The organism is Kumtagia ephedrae, from assembly GCF_003012745.1.
GTDB lineage: Bacteria > Pseudomonadota > Alphaproteobacteria > Rhizobiales > Rhizobiaceae > Kumtagia > Kumtagia ephedrae.
The window spans coordinates 1-17,329 of sequence record NZ_PXYK01000001.1 but is presented as its reverse complement, the minus strand read 5'-3'; the positions used below and the strand labels follow the sequence as shown (position 1 = coordinate 17,329).

General features: G+C 64.4%; 19 protein-coding genes and 1 tRNA gene. 10 read left to right on the top strand and 10 right to left on the bottom strand.

The genetic code is table 11. The annotated features are described in order from the left end of the window. The first annotated feature begins 17 nt into the window (after nt 1–17). Together C7I84_RS00100 and C7I84_RS00095 are read left to right on the top strand one after the other, a co-directional pair. Nucleotides 18–317, top strand: coding sequence for a nucleotidyltransferase family protein (locus C7I84_RS00100; protein WP_342587143.1), 300 nt, complete (start codon nt 18–20; stop codon nt 315–317). Beyond that, nucleotides 314–706, top strand: a complete 393-nt coding sequence (locus tag C7I84_RS00095) for a HepT-like ribonuclease domain-containing protein (RefSeq protein WP_106770120.1) — start codon at nt 314–316, stop codon at nt 704–706. The genes C7I84_RS00100 and C7I84_RS00095 overlap by 4 nt, the downstream gene beginning before the upstream one ends. Here the strand turns inward: C7I84_RS00095 and C7I84_RS00090 are convergent. Beyond that, on the bottom strand, nt 661–1,650 hold the full coding sequence (locus C7I84_RS00090; RefSeq protein ID WP_106770119.1) for a LysR substrate-binding domain-containing protein: 990 nt from the start codon (nt 1,648–1,650) through the stop codon (nt 661–663). The two genes, C7I84_RS00095 and C7I84_RS00090, sit on opposite strands and share 46 nt — an antisense overlap. Nucleotides 1,651–1,956: 306 nt before the next feature. On the opposite strand from C7I84_RS00090, the gene yidD reads away from it, so the two are divergent. Further along, complete coding sequence (yidD, locus tag C7I84_RS00085) at nt 1,957–2,328, top strand: membrane protein insertion efficiency factor YidD (RefSeq protein WP_106770118.1); 372 nt, start codon at nt 1,957–1,959, stop codon at nt 2,326–2,328. On the opposite strand, the gene C7I84_RS00080 is transcribed toward yidD, so the two are convergent. Next, the gene (locus tag C7I84_RS00080) at nt 2,280–2,870 is read right to left on the bottom strand and encodes a hypothetical protein (RefSeq protein ID WP_245428263.1); all 591 of its coding nucleotides are present in this window, start codon (nt 2,868–2,870) and stop codon (nt 2,280–2,282) included. The genes yidD and C7I84_RS00080 overlap by 49 nt on opposite strands. Nucleotides 2,871–2,915: 45 nt before the next feature. Between C7I84_RS00080 and thrS the strand changes: the two genes are divergently transcribed. Next, nucleotides 2,916–4,916 (top strand): threonine--tRNA ligase, encoded by a 2,001-nt coding sequence (thrS, locus tag C7I84_RS00075; RefSeq protein WP_106770116.1) that lies wholly within the window; start codon nt 2,916–2,918, stop codon nt 4,914–4,916. Between the two features lie 80 nt (nt 4,917–4,996). Next, a complete protein-coding gene (locus C7I84_RS00070) occupies nt 4,997–6,670 on the top strand; it encodes an NAD+ synthase (RefSeq protein WP_106770115.1) in 1,674 nt (557 codons plus the stop codon). 84 nt (nt 6,671–6,754) lie between these two features. Here C7I84_RS00070 and C7I84_RS00065 read toward each other — a convergent pair whose 3' ends face one another. From C7I84_RS00065 to C7I84_RS00055, 3 genes are all read right to left on the bottom strand, one after another. Beyond that, nucleotides 6,755–7,363 carry an ATP-dependent Clp protease proteolytic subunit gene (locus C7I84_RS00065; RefSeq protein ID WP_106770114.1) on the bottom strand — a complete coding sequence of 203 codons (609 nt, stop codon included), beginning with the start codon at nt 7,361–7,363 and terminating at the stop codon, nt 6,755–6,757. Nucleotides 7,364–7,507: 144 nt separating this feature from the next. Beyond that, a complete protein-coding gene (locus C7I84_RS00060; protein WP_106770113.1) occupies nt 7,508–7,903 on the bottom strand; it encodes an SRPBCC family protein in 396 nt (131 codons plus the stop codon). Then, the gene (locus C7I84_RS00055) at nt 7,900–8,214 is read right to left on the bottom strand and encodes an ArsR/SmtB family transcription factor (RefSeq protein ID WP_106770112.1); all 315 of its coding nucleotides are present in this window, start codon (nt 8,212–8,214) and stop codon (nt 7,900–7,902) included. Before C7I84_RS00055 ends, C7I84_RS00060 begins: the two co-directional genes overlap by 4 nt. 130 nt (nt 8,215–8,344) lie before the next feature. Between C7I84_RS00055 and C7I84_RS00050 the strand changes: the two genes are divergently transcribed. Beyond that, on the top strand, nt 8,345–9,580 hold the full coding sequence (locus C7I84_RS00050) for an MFS transporter (protein WP_106770111.1): 1,236 nt from the start codon (nt 8,345–8,347) through the stop codon (nt 9,578–9,580). A gap of 41 nt (nt 9,581–9,621) precedes the next feature. Continuing rightward, nucleotides 9,622–10,998 carry a glutamate--tRNA ligase gene (gene gltX / locus C7I84_RS00045; RefSeq protein ID WP_106770110.1) on the top strand — a complete coding sequence of 459 codons (1,377 nt, stop codon included), beginning with the start codon at nt 9,622–9,624 and terminating at the stop codon, nt 10,996–10,998. On the opposite strand, the gene C7I84_RS00040 is transcribed toward gltX, so the two are convergent. Continuing rightward, nucleotides 10,916–12,040: a DUF2865 domain-containing protein gene (locus C7I84_RS00040; RefSeq protein WP_106770109.1), complete on the bottom strand. Its 1,125-nt coding sequence runs from the start codon at nt 12,038–12,040 to the stop codon at nt 10,916–10,918. The genes gltX and C7I84_RS00040 overlap by 83 nt on opposite strands. A 145-nt stretch (nt 12,041–12,185) precedes the next feature. Beyond that, nucleotides 12,186–12,261, bottom strand: a tRNA-Trp gene (locus C7I84_RS00035). A gap of 189 nt (nt 12,262–12,450) precedes the next feature. Between C7I84_RS00035 and C7I84_RS00030 the strand changes: the two genes are divergently transcribed. The 3 genes from C7I84_RS00030 (at nt 12,451) to C7I84_RS00020 (ending at nt 15,222) form a co-directional block, all read left to right on the top strand. Then, the gene (locus tag C7I84_RS00030; RefSeq protein ID WP_133170039.1) at nt 12,451–13,383 is read left to right on the top strand and encodes a hypothetical protein; all 933 of its coding nucleotides are present in this window, start codon (nt 12,451–12,453) and stop codon (nt 13,381–13,383) included. Between the two features lie 76 nt (nt 13,384–13,459). Beyond that, a complete protein-coding gene (locus tag C7I84_RS29595; protein WP_133170038.1) occupies nt 13,460–14,155 on the top strand; it encodes a hypothetical protein in 696 nt (231 codons plus the stop codon). Further along, a complete protein-coding gene (locus C7I84_RS00020) occupies nt 14,131–15,222 on the top strand; it encodes an ELM1/GtrOC1 family putative glycosyltransferase (RefSeq protein WP_133170037.1) in 1,092 nt (363 codons plus the stop codon). The genes C7I84_RS29595 and C7I84_RS00020 overlap by 25 nt, the downstream gene beginning before the upstream one ends. Nucleotides 15,223–15,473: 251 nt before the next feature. Here C7I84_RS00020 and C7I84_RS00015 read toward each other — a convergent pair whose 3' ends face one another. The 3 genes from C7I84_RS00015 to C7I84_RS00005 form a co-directional block, all read right to left on the bottom strand. Next, nucleotides 15,474–16,178 carry a hypothetical protein gene (locus C7I84_RS00015; protein ID WP_133170036.1) on the bottom strand — a complete coding sequence of 235 codons (705 nt, stop codon included), beginning with the start codon at nt 16,176–16,178 and terminating at the stop codon, nt 15,474–15,476. A 209-nt stretch (nt 16,179–16,387) separates the two neighbouring features. Then, nucleotides 16,388–17,110, bottom strand: coding sequence for a TylF/MycF/NovP-related O-methyltransferase (locus C7I84_RS00010; RefSeq protein WP_207770940.1), 723 nt, complete (start codon nt 17,108–17,110; stop codon nt 16,388–16,390). 94 nt (nt 17,111–17,204) lie between these two features. Next, a partial coding sequence (locus C7I84_RS00005; RefSeq protein ID WP_483423485.1) for an EF-Tu C-terminal domain-related protein occupies nt 17,205–17,329 on the bottom strand: 125 nt, incomplete at its 5' end.

Sequence of the window (17,329 nt, the reverse complement as noted above, 5' to 3'; positions counted from 1 at the left end):
GGAACCTGGCCGGAGCGATGGCGATGCGACCCTCGGAAGCGCTGGCAAGACATCGGGACGAGGTGCGCGCGATCATCGCGCGTTATCCCGTCAGCAACCCGCGCGTCTTCGGCTCGGTGGCCCGCGGCGAGGACGTCGATGGCAGCGACCTGGATATTCTGGTCGATGGCCGGCATGGGGAGACCACCTTCGTTCATCTAGATGGGCTGCAAAGCGATATTTCGGAATTGCTGGGCGTGCCCGTGGACATCATGACGCCCGGCGGGTTTTCCGAGCCGGTCGCCGCAAGGGTTCGGCGGGACGTGCGTCCCCTATGAAGGACCAGCCCGATAGCCGGTTCTTGGAATTGCTGTCGGATATCGTTCTTTGGGGCGAACGTGTTCCTGCGCTCCTTGGCGGAATGACGTTCGAGCAGTTTGAAGAGGATCATCGCACCCATCTCGCCGTATGGAAGTGTCTTGAGGTGGTTGGCGAGGCCTCGGGCAGAATCCTCAAGATCGATCCGGGCATCGAACGGAAATATCCCGATCTGCAGGTGAGGGCGGCGTATGCGATGCGAAACCGCCTGAGCCATGGCTATGGCGGCGTCGACCTTTCCGTACTGTGGACTACGGCGCACAACTTCCTTCCGCCCATGGTTGCGGCTGCACGCACCGCACGTCAGCGCTCAACCGTCGATGGCGGTCCGAACCGATCCTCGCTTTGACGTGATGCAATTTTGCTTTCATCGGCCGATGGTGTAGCTGCGTCGATCACGCCGAGGTCTCTCGCGATTTCCTCTGCAACCCACTCCGCGAAGGCCTTTGCCGGCTCGCTGAGCCGGTCGAAACCCGATGCGACCAGCCAATAGGCACCGCCCGGGATCTCGAAATCCACCGGTGCGATCAACCTGCCGGCCGAGAAGTCCGGCCAGGTCAGCAGCCGGCAGCCGAGCGCGACGCCATGGCCGAGCGCTGCGCTCTGCGCGGAGAGCGCGGCATCGGGAAAGATCGGTCCGCGACGCGGCTCCGTGGCTCCGGCGCCGGCTGCCTTGAACCAGTCGGCCCAGCCGTCGCGGTCGTCCTCGTGAAGAAGGGGAAAGTGGAGGAGATCCGCGGCGGACGTGACGGGAGGTCCCGCGGCCAGCATCGCCGGCGCCATCAGGGCCGTCCTCGTGCAGTCGAACAGATGGCGCGACTGCGTCCGCGGCCAGGACGTCGCCGTCATGCCGTGGCGGATCGCCAGGTCGAACCGGTGCCCTCTGAAGTCGACCAGCAGCGGGCTCGCGTCGATCGAGACGTCGACGTCCGGCAGCACGGCATTGAAGGCGTTCAGCCTCGGCACCAGCCAGGCCGCCGCCAGCGACGGCTCGACGCTGACCGTCACCACATGCTGGGCCGGCCGCTCGATGATCTCGCCGAGCCGGCGGTCGATGGCGTCGAAACTTTGCGTCAACTGGTCGAGAAGGTGCCGGCCCGCCTCGGTGAGAACGACCTGGCGGTGATTGCGGAAGAACAGCGCCCGGCCGACCGAAGCTTCCAATTCGCGGACTTGGCGGCTGATCGCCGCCTGCGAGACGTAGAGTTCGTCGGCCGCGCGGCTGAAGCTCGAATGCCGGCCGGCCGCCTCGAAGCTGCGCAGGGCGGTGAGCGGCAGGCGTCCGCGTTTCATTTCGCATAACCTCAAGGCATACGATGCCAACACTATACTCGTTTGAAGCCGGGTGCCAGCGGCGGTTCAATCCCCTCGAAGGAGAACCGTGATGCGCGACTTTCTCGAAATCTTCGCCGACGTTCTTCGGATCGCTACGTTCCAGTACCGGCCGGGCGGACACCCGTTCGACACGCCGCGCAGCCGCGAACGGATTCCGGCGAAGACATTTCCACCCTCCAGGAACGGCCTCCGACCATTCTCCTGAGCCGAGCTCGGCCCAGGCAGCCTCTTGCCAAGATCGTTCGGGATGAACATGTCTGGGCGATGGAGCACAAGGCATGCCGCGGGTCGGGGAAAGACGATGGGCGCGAGGCCCGCCGCCCGCGCGGCCGCAACTGGCGCGGCCCCTGGCGGAAGACGCCAGGACGTCTTCTCGGCACCGGCATTGTGCGCCTCTACCAACTCACGCTTTCCGGCTTCGTCGGCAATACCTGCCGCCACCTGCCGACCTGCTCGGAATATTCCTATGAGGCGATCGCCCGCCACGGTTTATGGGCAGGCGGGTGGATGGGGCTGTTCCGCGTGATGCGCTGCGGTCCTGGTGGCACGCAGGGCATCGACAACGTGCCGGAGCGGCTGTCCGCGCGCTATCGCTGGTTCACCCCGTGGCGGTATTTTCGGCTGGAGAGTCCCTGAGCGCCCTCCGGTGGCTCGAACCGGTCGAGAAAGGCGCGGGCGTGCGGCAGCGCGTCGTGCAGATACTGTTCCGGCCCGCGCAACCACAACCCTTCGGTCTCTTTCGACCTTGCCTCCGAGGTCAGTGCCTCCGGCGGCAGTGGCACCAAGGTACAGCTCCAGCCAGGCATCAGCCGCTCGGCCTTGCGTGTCGTGTGCTCCAGGAGGTGCCGCCAGCGTGAAAAGCCGTGATAATCGAAGGCGATATCGCCGTCGGTGGCGACGACGTGATTGCCGGTGTAGCCGGCGGCCGGCTTGATCCAGACCGCGCCGAAGCCCGAGGCGGGGTACTTCCCCAGGAAGGCATAGGCAAGGATATGGCAGGCGCCGCAGGCGAAGAACTGGCGGTCGCCAAGCGCCCATTGCAGGTCCGGCTTTCGCTTCACGCTGCGTTTCAGGAGGAACATCGGCCCGATTGCTCCGCGAAAGAGAATCATCGGGCAATCCTGCTTTACGCGGGCGCCTGCGGCTACTAAAAGCCGCTGCTGCCGGCTTGCCGGCATTCACCACCCGCGCTCGTTTGCGGGACTGGATAGCAGGAGCATCTTATGTCCCAGTCCGTTCCCCTGACATTTCCCGATGGTTCCGTCCGCGACTACGACGCGGCGACGACCGGCGCCGCGCTCGCGGAGTCGATCTCGAAATCGCTCGCCAAGAAGGCGGTCGCCTATGCGCTCGACGGTACAGTGCGCGATCTGTCCGATCCGGTCGGCCGCTCGGGCAAGGTCGAGATCGTCACCCGCGACGACCCGCGCGCCTTGGAACTTATCCGCCACGACGCCGCGCACGTGCTGGCGGAGGCGGTTCAGGAGCTGTGGCCGGGCACCCAGGTAACCATCGGCCCGGTCATCGAAAACGGGTTCTACTACGACTTTGCCCGTAACGAGCCGTTCACGCCCGAGGACTTTCCGGTCATCGAGAAGAAGATGCGCGAGATCATTTTGCGCAACAAACCCTTCACCAAGGAGGTGTGGGACCGCGAGCGTGCGAAAAAAGTGTTTCGCGACAAGGGTGAGGCCTACAAGATCGAGTTGATCGAGGCCATTCCCGAAGACCAGGACCTGAAGATCTACTTCCAGGGCGACTGGTTCGATCTCTGCCGCGGGCCGCACATGGCCTCGACCGGGCAGATCGGCAACGCCTTCAAGCTGATGAAGGTGGCTGGCGCCTACTGGCGCGGCGATGCCAACAATCCAATGCTGACGCGCATCTACGGCACCGCCTGGGCCGACCAGACGCAACTCGACGCCTATCTCCACATGCTGGAGGAGGCCGAGAAGCGCGACCACCGCCGGCTGGGGCGCGAGATGGATCTCTTCCATTTCCAGGAAGAGGGCCCGGGCGTCGTCTTCTGGCACGCCAAGGGCTGGAAGATGTTCCAGAATCTCATCGCCTATATGCGTCGCCGCCTCGGCGACGACTACCAGGAGGTCAACGCCCCGCAGGTCCTCGACAAGAGCCTGTGGGAGACGTCGGGCCACTGGGGCTGGTACCAGGAGAACATGTTCGCGGTGAAGTCGGCGCATGCCTTCACCCATCCCGACGATCCGGAAGCCGACCAGCGTGTCTTCGCGCTGAAGCCGATGAACTGCCCCGGCCATGTGCAGATCTTCAAGCATGGTCTGAAGTCGTACCGCGATCTGCCGATCCGGCTTGCCGAATTCGGCAACGTGCATCGCTACGAGGCGTCGGGCGCGCTGCACGGGCTGATGCGTGTGCGCGCCTTCACGCAGGACGACGCTCACATCTTCTGCACGGAGGAGCAGCTCGAGGCGGAAATACTGAAGATCAACGACCTGATGATGTCGGTCTACAAGGATTTCGGATTTGACGAGGTCGTGGTGAAGCTCGCCACTCGGCCGGAGAAACGCGTCGGCACCGACGCCATGTGGGACCACGCGGAAGACATTCTGAAGCGCGCGCTCGGCCGCATGGCGCGCGAGGACAACCGCATCAAGACCGGCATCAACGAGGGCGAGGGCACGTTCTACGGGCCGAAGTTCGAATACACGCTGAAGGACGCCATCGGCCGCGAGTGGCAGTGCGGCACCACGCAGGTGGATTTCAACCTGCCGGAGCGGTTCGGCGCCTTCTACATCGGCTCCGATTCGGAGAAGAAGCAGCCGGTGATGGTGCACCGCGCGATCTGCGGCTCGCTCGAACGCTTCCTCGGCATCCTGATCGAGAGCCATGCCGGGCAGATGCCGCTGTGGTTCGCGCCGCTGCAGGTGGTGGTGGCGACCATCACGTCCGATGCCGACGCCTATGCCGAAAAGGTGGTGAAGCGGCTGAAGGCGGCGGGGCTGGCCGCCGAGGCGGATCTGCGCAACGAGAAGATCAACTACAAGGTCCGCGAGCACTCGCTGGCCAAGGTGCCCGTGATCCTCGTCTGCGGCAAGCGCGAGGCGGAGGAGGGCACCGTCAACATGCGTCGGCTCGGCTCGCGCGACCAGCAGTCGCTGACGCTGGAGGCGGCGGTGACGGCACTCACCGACGAGGCGACGCCGCCCGATCTGAGGCGCGAGGACGAGGCTGCCGAAGTGGCCTGAGCATCCTGGCGCACGACCCGCGACGCTGACGCGCCCGCCCGGCATTGCCGCGCGGGCGCGCGCGGGTTAAATCGCATGTCATGACCGCGCCAGACATACTCCGCATCGCCGTCGCCCAGCTCAACCCGACCGTCGGCGATGTCGCCGGCAACCTTGCCAGGGCGCGCGAGGCGCGCGCCGACGCCGCCCGCCAGGGCGCCGACCTTGTGCTGTTCACGGAACTGTTCATCGTTGGCTACCCGCCGGAGGATCTGGTGCTGAAGCCGGCGCTGCTGGCCGCCTGCGAGAGGGCGGTTGAGGAACTCGCCGCCGACACCGCCGACGGCGGGCCGGGCGTGATTATCGGCACGCCGCTGAAGCGCAAGAGCGGCACCCACAATTCGATCATGCTGCTCGACGGCGGCAAGATCGTCGCCGAGCGCTACAAGGTCGACCTGCCGAACTATGGCGAGTTTGACGAGAAGCGCGTCTTTCAGGCCGGTCCGGACATGCCGGGACCGGTGAATTTCCGCGGCGTGCGGCTCGGCATCCCGATCTGCGAGGACATCTGGAACGACCTCGGTGTGTGCGAGACGCTGGCCGAGAGCGGCGCCGAGCTGCTTTTGGTGCCGAACGGCTCGCCCTACTATCGGGGCAAGCTCGACGTGCGCCACCAGGTGGCGATCCGCCAGGTGATCGAGAGCGGCCTGCCGCTGCTCTTCGCCAACCAGCTCGGCGGCCAGGACGAATTGATCTTCGACGGCGCCTCCTTCGCCATCAATGCCGACAAGGCGCTGGCCATGCAGATGTCGCAGTTCGAGGAACAGCTCGCCGTCACCACCTGGAAGCGAAGTGCGGAAGGCTGGACCTGCACCGGCGGGCCGATGTCGAAAATTCCGGAGAAGGAGGAAGCCGACTACCGCGCCTGCATGCTCGGACTACGCGACTACGTCAACAAGAACGGCTTCAAGAACGTCGTGCTCGGCCTCTCCGGCGGCATCGATTCGGCGATCTGCGCGGCCCTCGCCGTCGACGCGCTTGGCGAGGAGCGGCTGCGCGCCGTGATGATGCCCTACCGCTACACCTCGATGGAATCGCTCAAGGACGCCGAGGACTGCGCCCGCGCGCTCGGCTCCCGCTACGACATCGTGCCGATCGCCGAGCCGGTCGAGGGCTTTTCGCATGCGCTGACGCAGCTCTTCGAGGGCACCAAGGAAGGCATCACCGAGGAGAACCTGCAGAGCCGGGCGCGCGGCACCATCCTGATGGCGATCTCCAACAAGTTCGGCTCGATGGTGGTGACCACCGGCAACAAGAGCGAGATGTCGGTCGGCTACGCCACGCTCTATGGCGACATGAACGGCGGCTTCAATCCGATCAAGGACCTCTACAAGATGCAGGTCTACGCGCTGGCGCGTTGGCGCAACGGCAACGTGCCGCCGGGCGCGTTCGGGCCCTCCGGCGAGGTGATCCCGCAGAACATCATAGACAAGGCGCCGTCGGCCGAATTGCGCGAGAAGCAGACGGACCAGGATTCGCTGCCGCCCTATCCGGTGCTCGACGACATCCTCGAATGCCTGGTCGAGAACGAGATGGGGGTCGACGAGATCGTGGCGCGCGGCCACGACCGCGACACGGTGCACCGGATCGAGCACCTGCTCTACATCGCCGAATACAAGCGCCGGCAGGCGGCGCCCGGCGTCAAGATCACCAGAAAGAATTTCGGCCGGGACCGCCGCTACCCGATCACCAACCGTTTCCGCGACCGGGGGTAGGCCGACGATATCCGGAGTGCCGACCGTACCATCATAGGTACTCGCAAGCCAAACGGAGGGAAGCCCACCTTCGGGCTTTTCCAATCATCCTTCGACATCCAGGCGATTGCCGTTGACCTTGTCGACGATGCCCCAATCCCTTGCTTCCTCCGCCGTCATGAAGAAGTCGCGGTCGAGCGTGCGCTCCACCTCTTCCTCGGTGCGGCCGCAATGCCTTGCATAGAGCCTGATCATGCGGCGCTTGGTCTTGAGGATGTTCCGGGCGTGGCGCTCGATGTCGGAAGCCTGGCCCTGGAAGCCGCCGAGCGGCTGATGCACGACGATGCTGGAATTGGGCAGCGCGACGCGGCGGCCGGGTTCGCCCGCCATCAGCAGGAACGAGCCCATCGAGCAAGCGGTGCCCATGCACAGCGTGGCCACCGGGCATTTGATGAACTGCATGGTGTCGTAGATGGCGAAGCCGCTGCTTACGACGCCGCCCGGCGAGTTGATGTAGAAGGCGATCTCCTTCTTCGGATCCTCGGCTTCGAGGAACAGCAACTGGGCGCAGATCAGCGCCGCCGAATTGTCGTCGACCATGCCGTTCAGGAAGACGATCCGCTCGCGCAGGAGGCGGGAAAAAATGTCGAACGAGCGCTCGCCGCGCGGCGACTGTTCGACGACCATGGGGACGAGTTGCATCGTGTCGCGCATGGCGCGATCCTCCAGATTTTCCGTGTTGCAGTGACTTCGGCTACAGCGCGTCGCGTGAAAAAGAATTCACGCGACGCGCTGTAGGTTCTTGATTTTGCGCATGTCCGATGTCCCGAAACCGCTGCACACGTTCGGGAGACATGCTTAGGCGGCGAGCGCCATCGGCGTGTTGCCGTTAGCGGCCGTCCGGGATTCCGGCGGCCTGTGAACCAGCCGGAACCAGGTGCTTTTCGCTCCGCGCGGCGACAGCTCGACCGTCACGAAACTCTCCACGCGACCCTCGCGCCAGCGGTAGGTAAGGCGCGAAAACGGTTCGGCCTCGACGATCTCGAACGTTTTCGCTCCCGGGTTCGGACCGTCGGGTTGAGGTTCCCGGTCCGGCGGCACATCGCCATCACATCGTCCCGCCGCCCACGTCGCATCCAGCCAGTCGGCCGCGAGTTCCGGGGTGGCGAGCGCGCGCCACACCCGCTCGGCAGGGGCGTCCAGGCCGCATTCGACCACCACCTCGCCGTCCTCGCCGATCGTCGTCGCGGTCATTGGTCCATCTCCCTGAGCAGATCCTTGAGGCGGTCGACCCGCGCCGGCCAGAAGGCGCGGTGCCGCTCGATCCAGGAAAACAGCGGCTCCAGCCCGTCCGGCTCGACGCTGTAGTGGACGTGCCGTCCGGCCCGCCGCTCGCGGATCAGGCCGGCGCCGCGCAGGATGGCCAGATGCTGCGAGATCGCCGGCTGCGAGACGCCGAAACCCTCGCGCAGCTCGGTGGCGTTCCTCTCGCCCGCCGCCAGTTTCTCGAACACGGCCCGTCGGGTCGGATCGGAAAGCGCGCGGAATATGTCCGTCTCGTTCATGCAAACAAATAAGCAGATACTTATCTGTTTGGCAAGAGAGCAACCTTGCTCGATTGGGCCAGACGGTTTCGGCGCTTTCCATGCCGCAGCAGCCGCCCTATCAAAGCCGGACCTCCTCGGCGATCCCTGCATGGCCCTTCTGACATTCCTTCGCGACAACGTGCGCTGGCTCGCCGGCGGCTTCCTGCTCACCTTCTTCTCGACGGTCGGGCAGACCACGTTCATCTCGCTCTCATCCGGCCACATCCGTCAGGACTATGGGCTTTCGCATGGCGAGTTCGGCACGATCTACATGGTCGCAACGCTTGCCAGCGCGCTGACGCTGCCGCGGCTCGGGCCGATCGTCGACCGCTTCAGCGTACGCTCGGTCACGCTGCTGGTCGTGCCGATGCTGGCGCTGGCCGCGGCTACGATGGCCTATTCGAGCAACGTCGTGCTGCTGCTGCTGACCATCTACCTGCTGCGTCTCTTCGGCCAGGGCATGATGGTGCACAACGCCTATACGGCGATCGCTCGCTGGTTCTCGGCGCAGCGCGGCCGGGCGCTGTCGATCATCATCATCGGCCACAATGCCGGCGACGCCGGCTTCCCGCCGGCCTTCGTCGCGCTCGCCGCGGCGATCGGATGGCGCAACGGCTGGCTGGTGGCTGCGGCTCTGCTCATCCTGGTGGCGCTGCCGGCGGCAGCCGCGCTGGTCGCTGTCGACCGCACGCCGCGCGCCAGTGATCCGGTGCCCCGCGTCGCAGACGCGCGCGACTGGACGCGCGCCGAAGTCATCCGCGATCCGGTCTTCTACATGGCGCTGCTCGGCGTAGCGGCGCCGAGCTTCATCGTCACCACGGTGTTCTTCCATCAGGTCTATCTGGTTGAGCTGCGCGGCTGGTCGCTGACCGCCTTCGCTTCGTCCTTCGTGCTGATGGCCGCCGTCAATACGGGCTTCACCCTGGTATCGGGGCAATTGATCGACCGCTATTCCGGGGTGAGGCTGCTGCCCTTCGTGCTGCTGCCGCTGGGCACCGCCTGTTTCGTGCTCGGCGGCGTCGAGGCGCAGTGGAGCGCCTTCGCCTTCATGGCGCTGATCGGCGTCTCCAACGGGCTGTCGACCACGCTGTTCGGCGCCGTCTGGCCCGAAATCTACGGGCTGAAGCATCTCGGCGCCATCCGCTCGCTGATCGTGGCGGCATCCGTGCTCGCCTCGGCGGCGGGGCCGGGCCTGAGCGGCATCCTGATCGATGCCGGTGTCAGCTATCCCGCCCAGATCGTCGCCATGGGCATCTATTGCCTGGCGGTATCGGCGGTGTTGTGGCGCGCATCGGCGCTCGCCCGGGGCAGGGCGGGGCAGCCTGTAGCCGGCGGGCCTGCCTGATGCCTTGAAATGGCCGGACGCTTCCGTTAACCCGCCCGACCATGACAGTCACCGTTCGTTTCGCCCCGTCGCCGACGGGCAACATCCACATCGGCAATGCCCGCACGGCACTGTTCAACTGGCTGTTCGCCGCCAGGCACAAGGGGCGCTTCATCCAGCGCTTCGACGACACCGACCAGGCGCGCTCGAAGCAGGAATACGCCAATGCCATCCTCTACGACCTGCATTGGCTCGGCATCTATCCCGACCGGACGGAATACCAGTCGCGGCGCTTCGACCGCTACGACGCGGCGGTCGAGCGGTTGAAGGCGGCGGGCCTGCTCTATCCCTGCTACGAGACGCAGGAGGAGTTGGAACTGCGCCGGAAGGTCCGGCTGTCGCGAAAGCTGCCACCGGTCTATGGCCGCGAGGCGCTGGCGCTGACCTCGGAAGAGACAGCAGCACTCGAGGCGGAGGGGCGCCGGCCGCACTGGCGCTTCCTGCTGCCGAATTTTCCCGCCGGCGAGCCGGAGAATCCGGAACGCACCGAGATCGCCTGGGCCGACATCGTGCGCGGCGACGAAACCGTCGATCTGGCGTCGGTGTCCGACCCGGTGCTGGTTCGGGAGGATGGCACCTATCTCTACACTTTGCCCTCGGTGGTGGACGACATCGACATGGGCGTCACCCATGTCATCCGCGGCGACGACCACGTCACCAATACCGGCGTGCAGATCGCCCTGTTCCGGGCGCTGGGCGCCGAGCCGCCGACTTTCGGCCATCACAATCTGTTGACGACGGCAACGGGCGAGGGGCTGTCGAAACGCACCGGCGCGCTGTCGGTCGGCAGCCTGCGCGACCAGGGCATCGAGCCGATGGCGGTGGCTTCGCTGGCCGTGCTCACCGGGACGTCGGAGGCGATCGCCGCCGTGCCGACGATGAGCGAGCTTGCCGAGCGCTTCGATCCCGCCGCCGCATCAAAATCGGCGGCGAAATTCGATCCGGCCGATCTGGTCGCTCTCAACCATACGCTGCTCAAGGACATGCCCTTCGCCGAAGCGCGCGATCGGCTGGGCGTGCTCGGCATTTCGGGCGACAAGGCCGAGCCGTTTTGGCTGGCCGTGCGCGGCAATGTCGACAGCGTGCAGGACGCTGCGACCTGGTGGTGCATCTTGCGCGATGGGCCTGCCGAGACGCCGGAGTTCGGCGACGAGGACCGCGATTACGTCCGCACCGCCTTCGACCTCCTGCCGGAGGAGCCATGGGACCGCTCCACCTGGAAGCAGTGGACCGAGGCGGTGAAGGCCGAAACCGGCCGCAAGGGCAAGCCACTGTTCCTGCCGCTCAGGCTGGCGCTCACCGGACGCGAGGCGGGACCGGAGCTGGCGGATCTCCTGCCGCTTCTGGATCGGGAAGGAACGCTGGCCCGACGACCCTGACCTTGCGGTCTTCCAGCGGCCGTTCGGTGCCGTGTGCCGGGGCCATCGGCGGAGCAGCGGGGCCGGCAGGTCTCGCCGCCTGCGGCGGCGCCGGAATCGCCACGATGCTCGCGGACGCCTCGCCGGAGCGGGGCTTTTCTATGCCGGCCGGGGCAGGGGCGGGCGGCACGGCAAGGCGCTGGTTTCCGGCCCCGCCGGCGACCACTTCAAAACTTCTATTCGCCTTGCAGCCGCAACCGGGCGTGCGCGACTCCGACATGTTCTGGTGCAGGAAGGCGGTGGGAAGCGCCTGGTAGGCGCGGCCGGTCGCCGTCGACAGCATGTCGGCCGCGCCTTCCGCCTCCGGCGGGCCGTAGAAGAGCTGCGTCTCGGCGCCCGGACAGGACGACCGGCAGTTGCGGACGTCGCGATCGAAGTCGCCGATCGAGGAGGACTGCGACATCGGGAAGAAATAGCCGTCGCAGACGCGCACGCACATGGTGCGAAAACGCTCCGCCGGCGGCGCGCCGAGAAGGGCGTATCCGGGGCCGCCGGCGGTCTTGTCCGGCACGCGCGCTGGCGCCTCGGCGGGCCGCCTGTCCGGCGCCTTTTCCGGGTCGGCGGCGGTGCGCATGCCGCCCCGGTCGCCTTCGTCGTTGCCCCCGCCGCGGCAACCGTTCGCGTTCAGCGCCGCCAACAGGCTCGCGCGCGAGCGCTTGCCGCCGGCAAGCTGTCCGCGTTGGCGCTGCAGCGTCTCCAGATTGTCGGCCATGCGCTGCAGCGTGGCGTTGATGACCGCGCATTGCCGCACGGCGCGCCCGGCGAGCGCGAAGCCGCAGCCGGCGTCGCGCGCTTGCGCCCGCGCGACCGCCATCTGCTCGCGCTGGCGGACGATCGCCGCATCGTATTTGCGCACGCGCGCCGGGCTTTTCGCGACGCCTCCGGCGAGCTCGGCTTCGAGCTGCCTGCAGATGCGGGCCGCGGCATTCACCGGGTCGGCGGGCGCAAACAAGGTCAGGAACGCAAGAACTAGTGCCCAGAACCGGATATGCGAAGCCTTCATGGCGTCCCCGCCCAGCCCGAGTCTCTCGGCGATGCGATCCGCGAAACCTTAGTACCCGCAACTCGCTCGGTGCAACGAAGCCGGCACGGGACATAAGATGGCGGGCGTTTCGGCGCCGATTTCGGCTCGACCGCTGTGTGATCGCTGGCAGGGGCAGCAGGGCTCGAACCTGCGACCTGCGGTTTTGGAGACCGCCGCTCTACCAACTGAGCTATACCCCTAATGGAGCGAACCGATAGTTCGCTCTCGGCAATTTTGCAATAGGTTCGCTGTTGCATTCTGGTCATGGGCCAACAGCTTTGCGAAGCGCTCTATCGACTGTCCCTGTTAGATTTAGGTTGCCGGAAGCGCGAATTATGTTAGCAGACGCCATGTTGCGGTTGCCGGCCGCGATAATTGGAAGGGAACCCTTGGACACGAGCGAGAGCGAGGGAAGACCCGCTGTCATCAAAAGGAAGCGCCATTCGTTGTTCGCCCGCTTCCTGATAGCGAACCGAGTGCGGAGGTCCTTGACGTCCTCAACTCGCTTTAACGAATTGGAGCGCTTCAAGCGCGGAGTTTCAGGCACCCTACCCCAACCGGGCGAGGGCGGCGTGATCGTCGCGGCATGCGACGACTACTATTACAAGCATTTCGCTATCACTCTCGTGCTGTCGATAGAACTGCTTGAGACCGCTCAGCGGCTACATCTCCATCTATGCGCGCCATCGCTGCAAGCAGTCACCCATATCGAACAAATGTCGAGATCGCTGCGGTACGTGTCGCTGACTTGGACAGTCGACGACTGCAATCTCGCCGAAGGCCTGCCGTATAAAACCATATATTACGCCGCTTCCCGCTTTTTAATAGCTCCGGCTGTCATCGAAGCGGCCGGCGCCCCGGTGCTCTGTATCGACATTGACGGCATTGCCATTCAAAAAATCTGGCCTGCTTATGAACCGGTGCGCCGGGACGCCGATGTTCTGGTAACCAGGCGACCCGAACAAGAGAAGCCCTGGCGCAAGATATTGGCAGGCGCAATCGGACTTAATCCGACACCTGAAGGCGTCCGCTTCGCTGCAAACTTGTCGCGCGCACTCGCATCGGTTTTGGATCTCCGCCCGAGCTATCATATCGATCAGATCGTCTTTCATTATCTAATGATTGCAACATCAAGACGCACAAATTTGATGGTCAAAGATATGCCGAAAAAATTCATCGACTTCGATTTCGCCAACGACTCCGTTATCTGGACAGCGCAAGCTTGGCGCGGGAAAGACTCGGACCGCTACAAGAACGCCCGCCGAGAAGTTTTGCAGAGGTTTCCTGATCTCGCCAACGTCTCGCGGGTGGTTGAGCCGTAAGGATTCCTCGTCAGGCAGAAGGCCGCGCCCAACCGCAATGCGCCTTGGCGGACGATTCGGCGCGGGAGACAGGCGAATGAATGCTGAACCTACCCCGGCAATTGTCAGCAGGGACCTGGAACGAATCGCCGTGCGACATATGCAGTGGCTGGACGAACTCGGCATTCGACATAAGCCTTGGCTAATTCACGGATCTGCGCCCAACCCTACGATCCCTGCAGAAATCGCGCATAGCCACGCCCGCATAGACATCAACAATGCCGGACGCACGGCCGCCGCCCTGGGTCTCGGGCGGGCCGACCTGACGGTGCGTGCGCGAAAGAAATCCTGGGAGGAACATCCTCATATCGACACTCGCGGGCTCTTATGGATGCATACTTGGCCGCCCGCCCTTCTCCGGCTGCAACTGATCGGCAAGCCTTACGACCACATCGGCAGCCTCATGTCCCTGAAGCGGCCCGAGCGCGACGCTATCGTCACGCATGTGGCCGGCGTCTCCGTCCGGGCAGTTGGAGATCTGGGCAAGGTCACCAACGGGGTGGCCATGATCTGCTACGCGATGCTCATGGGCGTGCCTGAGGTCGTGGTCGCGGGCATCTCGCTTTCCAAGGTCGGCCACTCCTACGATCAGCAGGGCCGCCCGCGCCGGCAGGTCGAGGAGGACGCGTTCATCCTCGAGCGGCTGCGTTCGCGGGCAGAGCTGTTCACGACCGAGCAAGATCTGGCCAGCGACGCAGGGCTCAAATTGTGGAATTCCAGATCGGCCGATTGATGCTGACCGCCGGTTCATCGCAGGTTGCGTTTGTTGACGCGCTGCTTGTAAATAGTGGTGCAAAGATGCGCGTGTGGACAGTAAGCGAAGCCAAGGCGGGCACCTTGACGCAGTGCCTGGGTGTGGCGCGCCTGATCGATCCGGAACCGTATCAGGTCGTGGTCAAGCGCGAGCTTCCGGCATGGCGGCGGGGCATCTTTTCTCCCTATCGTCGTTTGAAAGTGCCCGAGCCCCAGCTCGTCGTCTCCTGCGGCGGTGTTGCGAACTCGCATGTCGAAGCCATCGTCGCGGCCTGCAAGGTAAAACCTTTCACTGTCCACCTCGCGACGCCACAACCGGAATATACCGGGGTTTTCGACATGGCGTTCATCTCGCGCCACGACTGGAGCGATGAGAAGGCGCGTCACACGAACTGGCATGAGATGGTCGGCGTGCCCCACCAGATCGACCACCAAATCGTCGACCGGCTCCGCGAGCAGGCGCGCAAGCGCTGGGCTTCCAAGGGCGACAAGGTCGTTACCGTGCTCGCCGGCGGGGCGAACCGAGCCTATCTCTACGACGACGCGACGATCGATCGCCTGATCGAGACGGTCAAACAACTGGCCGCCAATGGCTGGACCGTGCTCGCCTCCACCTCCCGCCGCTCGCGCGCCGATCTGCTCGACCGGCTCCTCTCTTTGCGCAGCGACAGAATTGTCGTCTGGGATCGCCAGGGCGCGAACCCATTTCGCGACTTTCTCGCGGCGGCCGACGCATTCCTTGTGACCAAAGATTCGATCACCATGACGTGCGAGGCGCTGGCCACGGGGCAACCGACTTATGTTTTCGATCTGGCCAAAAACCCCGGCGCCCGTCTCGATAAATTCGAATGGTTCCATCGCGACATGAGCGAGACGCTCAAGCTCACAAGACCATTCAACGGCACGCTCGAAGGGTATGATTACGAGCCGCCTCACGAATCTCGGCGCATTGCCAGCCTGATTGAAAGCGAAGTCGCGCGGCGGCGACCCGATCTCGCGGAACATGCCACTCGGAGGGAGAACGCTCGCAAGAATGCGGCGAAATAGCTGGACGCAGGTTTTTTCCGCTGTCGCCGCAACCTACGATGATGCCTTCATCCATCACCACAGCTGGCTTGAACGCCACAAGCATCTTGGGCGAACCTGGTTCTTTCTTTCTCGGCTCCGCGTCCGATCCGACGATCAGAGGATCGTGCCGCACCTACTGTCATGGCCGAACGCTTTCCCGACGTTTCCAAGACCGAACAAAGCGTCCACGAAGCGACAGGGCTTCCGTTTTATCGACCTGGCTGATGCTCCTATCCGTCGTAAAGGGGTAGGCCGGTGAGACGGTTCAGATTCTCTTCAGTCGTCGAAACGAAGGGATAGGTCGCAGCGATCTCTTTAAGAGCCGCGCGGTCCTCGGCGACATGACGGCGCTTCTTGCCCACCCCGTTGTAGTCATGACCGTTTGACTCGAGCGACATGCCGGCCACGATGATCTGGGGCACGCCGAGCGCCAGCCCGTAGGCGAGAAGGCTGATGCCGTTGGATGGACGCTTCTCCTCGCCAATTCCGGAAAAAAGCGAACCGAGCGCGCGGACGATGAACTGGTCACGCTCCACGCGATACAGTTCGGCTTGGTTGGACCGGGAGTAGCCGATGAGCCGCTTCAATTTGGCGCTCAAGGGAAAGGCCCTTCCCATTATCAAAGTGTTGCTCGACTTGAGCCCGGCGATCTGCTGTGGTTCGGTTTTGGTCAGGAGAAGCGTCAGATCGGCGTCCGGGAGTCCGCGCCTTTTCGCCGAATGCCCCGCATATTTCACATAGACGTAGGCAGTGTTCTCGGGCAGGCGATCTGGGATGGTAGGAGAGGGCGCGGAACCGAGCACGAACCATGGCCGGCCGAGAAAACCTCTCTGCTGCGCCCAGTTGCGATGGAACCCAAGCGTCCTCTGCCATTGAAGCTCTGCCTTGGAATCAACCGCAGGCGCCGGAAACGGCAAAAGTGCAGCGTCAGACATCTCGATCCCCAAGGCTTGGGAAGCGCTCGGATTTGCCGAGCAGACGCCCCGATTGCCACTAGCTGAAGGAGGACTCTACCTTGTCATCCCAGAAACAGAAAGGGCGGGTCCGTGAAGACTCGGCCTCCAGATCGACGCTTGCGGAAGCCTAAGATCCTCACGACGACGCCGGCAAATCGTGACCTGTCGATCCCGACAGACGAGCCGAGCTACTGCTTGACGACGATCGCCTGGCCTGTCGGGATTTCGATCACCCCCTCCGGACGTTCGGCGAAGAACTCGTCAAAAGCCTTGCGGGCCCCCGGACATTTGGCCGATCCGTAATCGTCGCAGACGATCAGGCCGCCCTGCTTCGTCCGCCCGTAGAAGAAGTCGAGCGCATCGCGTGTCGGCTCGTAGAGGTCGACATCGATATGAACCAAGGCAAAGCTGCGGTCGGCCACCGCCGATAGCGTGTCCGGTATCCAGCCGACATGAAAGCGAACGTTATCGAAGTCGGCGAGATGCTTACGCGCCACAGCCTCGTCAGTGCGCAGGTCGCCGGCGGCCCAACTGAGATCACCCTTCCCGTTCCGATCTTCCAGGCTTGGCTCGGAAAGTCCGGCAAAGGAATCGAAGAGATGATAATCGCGCTTGCGGAGATCGGCGGTCAGCATGAACAGAGCCGAGCGCCCCTGGCGAACGCCGCACTCGGCCACATCGCCTTCGAGGCCGCCGATCGAGCGCAAACAACTCTGCAGCACGAAGCAGCGCGGGTCGGGAATGCCGGCGATTCCATTGGCCCGCTCGCGCGCGCTTGCGAAGAACGGCTGGTCCTTCCAGACCATATGCGCGGTATAGTGATAGAAGCCGTAGCGCAGGGCAGCTCGCTTCAACTGCCGCTTCCAGACAACCCGCTTGTTCTGCTCGGAGCCGAAGGCGAGCGTCATCATGTCCCTGAGCTTCATGCCTAAAGCGCCCCCGGCTGCTTAAAACGCCGGCCGGGGCGCGACAGCGCCCCGGCCGAGCTTCCTTTTTCGTGTCGTCTTATTCAGTGATCGACACGACGACGCCGGCACCGACGGTGCGGCCGCCTTCGCGGATGGCGAAGCGCAGCTTCTCCTCCATGGCGATCGGCACGATCAGCTCGACGTCGACCGTCACGTTGTCGC

Bases quoted from the DNA above. Each gene is read 5' to 3' on its own strand.
- C7I84_RS00040 (WP_106770109.1), bottom strand. From the start codon at position 12,040: ATGAAGGCTTCGCATATCCGGTTCTGGGCACTAGTTCTTGCGTTCCTG.
- C7I84_RS00010 (WP_207770940.1), bottom strand. From the start codon at position 17,110: ATGATGACGCTCGCCTTCGGCTCCGAGCAGAACAAGCGGGTTGTCTGG.
- C7I84_RS00060 (WP_106770113.1), bottom strand. From the start codon at position 7,903: ATGACCGCGACGACGATCGGCGAGGACGGCGAGGTGGTGGTCGAATGC.
- C7I84_RS00080 (WP_245428263.1), bottom strand. From the start codon at position 2,870: ATGCCGGCAAGCCGGCAGCAGCGGCTTTTAGTAGCCGCAGGCGCCCGC.
- gltX (WP_106770110.1), top strand. From the start codon at position 9,622: ATGACAGTCACCGTTCGTTTCGCCCCGTCGCCGACGGGCAACATCCAC.
- C7I84_RS00090 (WP_106770119.1), bottom strand. From the start codon at position 1,650: ATGAAACGCGGACGCCTGCCGCTCACCGCCCTGCGCAGCTTCGAGGCG.
- yidD (WP_106770118.1), top strand. From the start codon at position 1,957: ATGGAGCACAAGGCATGCCGCGGGTCGGGGAAAGACGATGGGCGCGAG.
- C7I84_RS00100 (WP_342587143.1), top strand. From the start codon at position 18: ATGGCGATGCGACCCTCGGAAGCGCTGGCAAGACATCGGGACGAGGTG.
- C7I84_RS00050 (WP_106770111.1), top strand. From the start codon at position 8,345: ATGGCCCTTCTGACATTCCTTCGCGACAACGTGCGCTGGCTCGCCGGC.
- C7I84_RS00095 (WP_106770120.1), top strand. From the start codon at position 314: ATGAAGGACCAGCCCGATAGCCGGTTCTTGGAATTGCTGTCGGATATC.
- C7I84_RS00065 (WP_106770114.1), bottom strand. From the start codon at position 7,363: ATGCGCGACACGATGCAACTCGTCCCCATGGTCGTCGAACAGTCGCCG.
- C7I84_RS00055 (WP_106770112.1), bottom strand. From the start codon at position 8,214: ATGAACGAGACGGACATATTCCGCGCGCTTTCCGATCCGACCCGACGG.
- C7I84_RS29595 (WP_133170038.1), top strand. From the start codon at position 13,460: ATGAATGCTGAACCTACCCCGGCAATTGTCAGCAGGGACCTGGAACGA.
- C7I84_RS00070 (WP_106770115.1), top strand. From the start codon at position 4,997: ATGACCGCGCCAGACATACTCCGCATCGCCGTCGCCCAGCTCAACCCG.
- C7I84_RS00015 (WP_133170036.1), bottom strand. From the start codon at position 16,178: ATGTCTGACGCTGCACTTTTGCCGTTTCCGGCGCCTGCGGTTGATTCC.
- thrS (WP_106770116.1), top strand. From the start codon at position 2,916: ATGTCCCAGTCCGTTCCCCTGACATTTCCCGATGGTTCCGTCCGCGAC.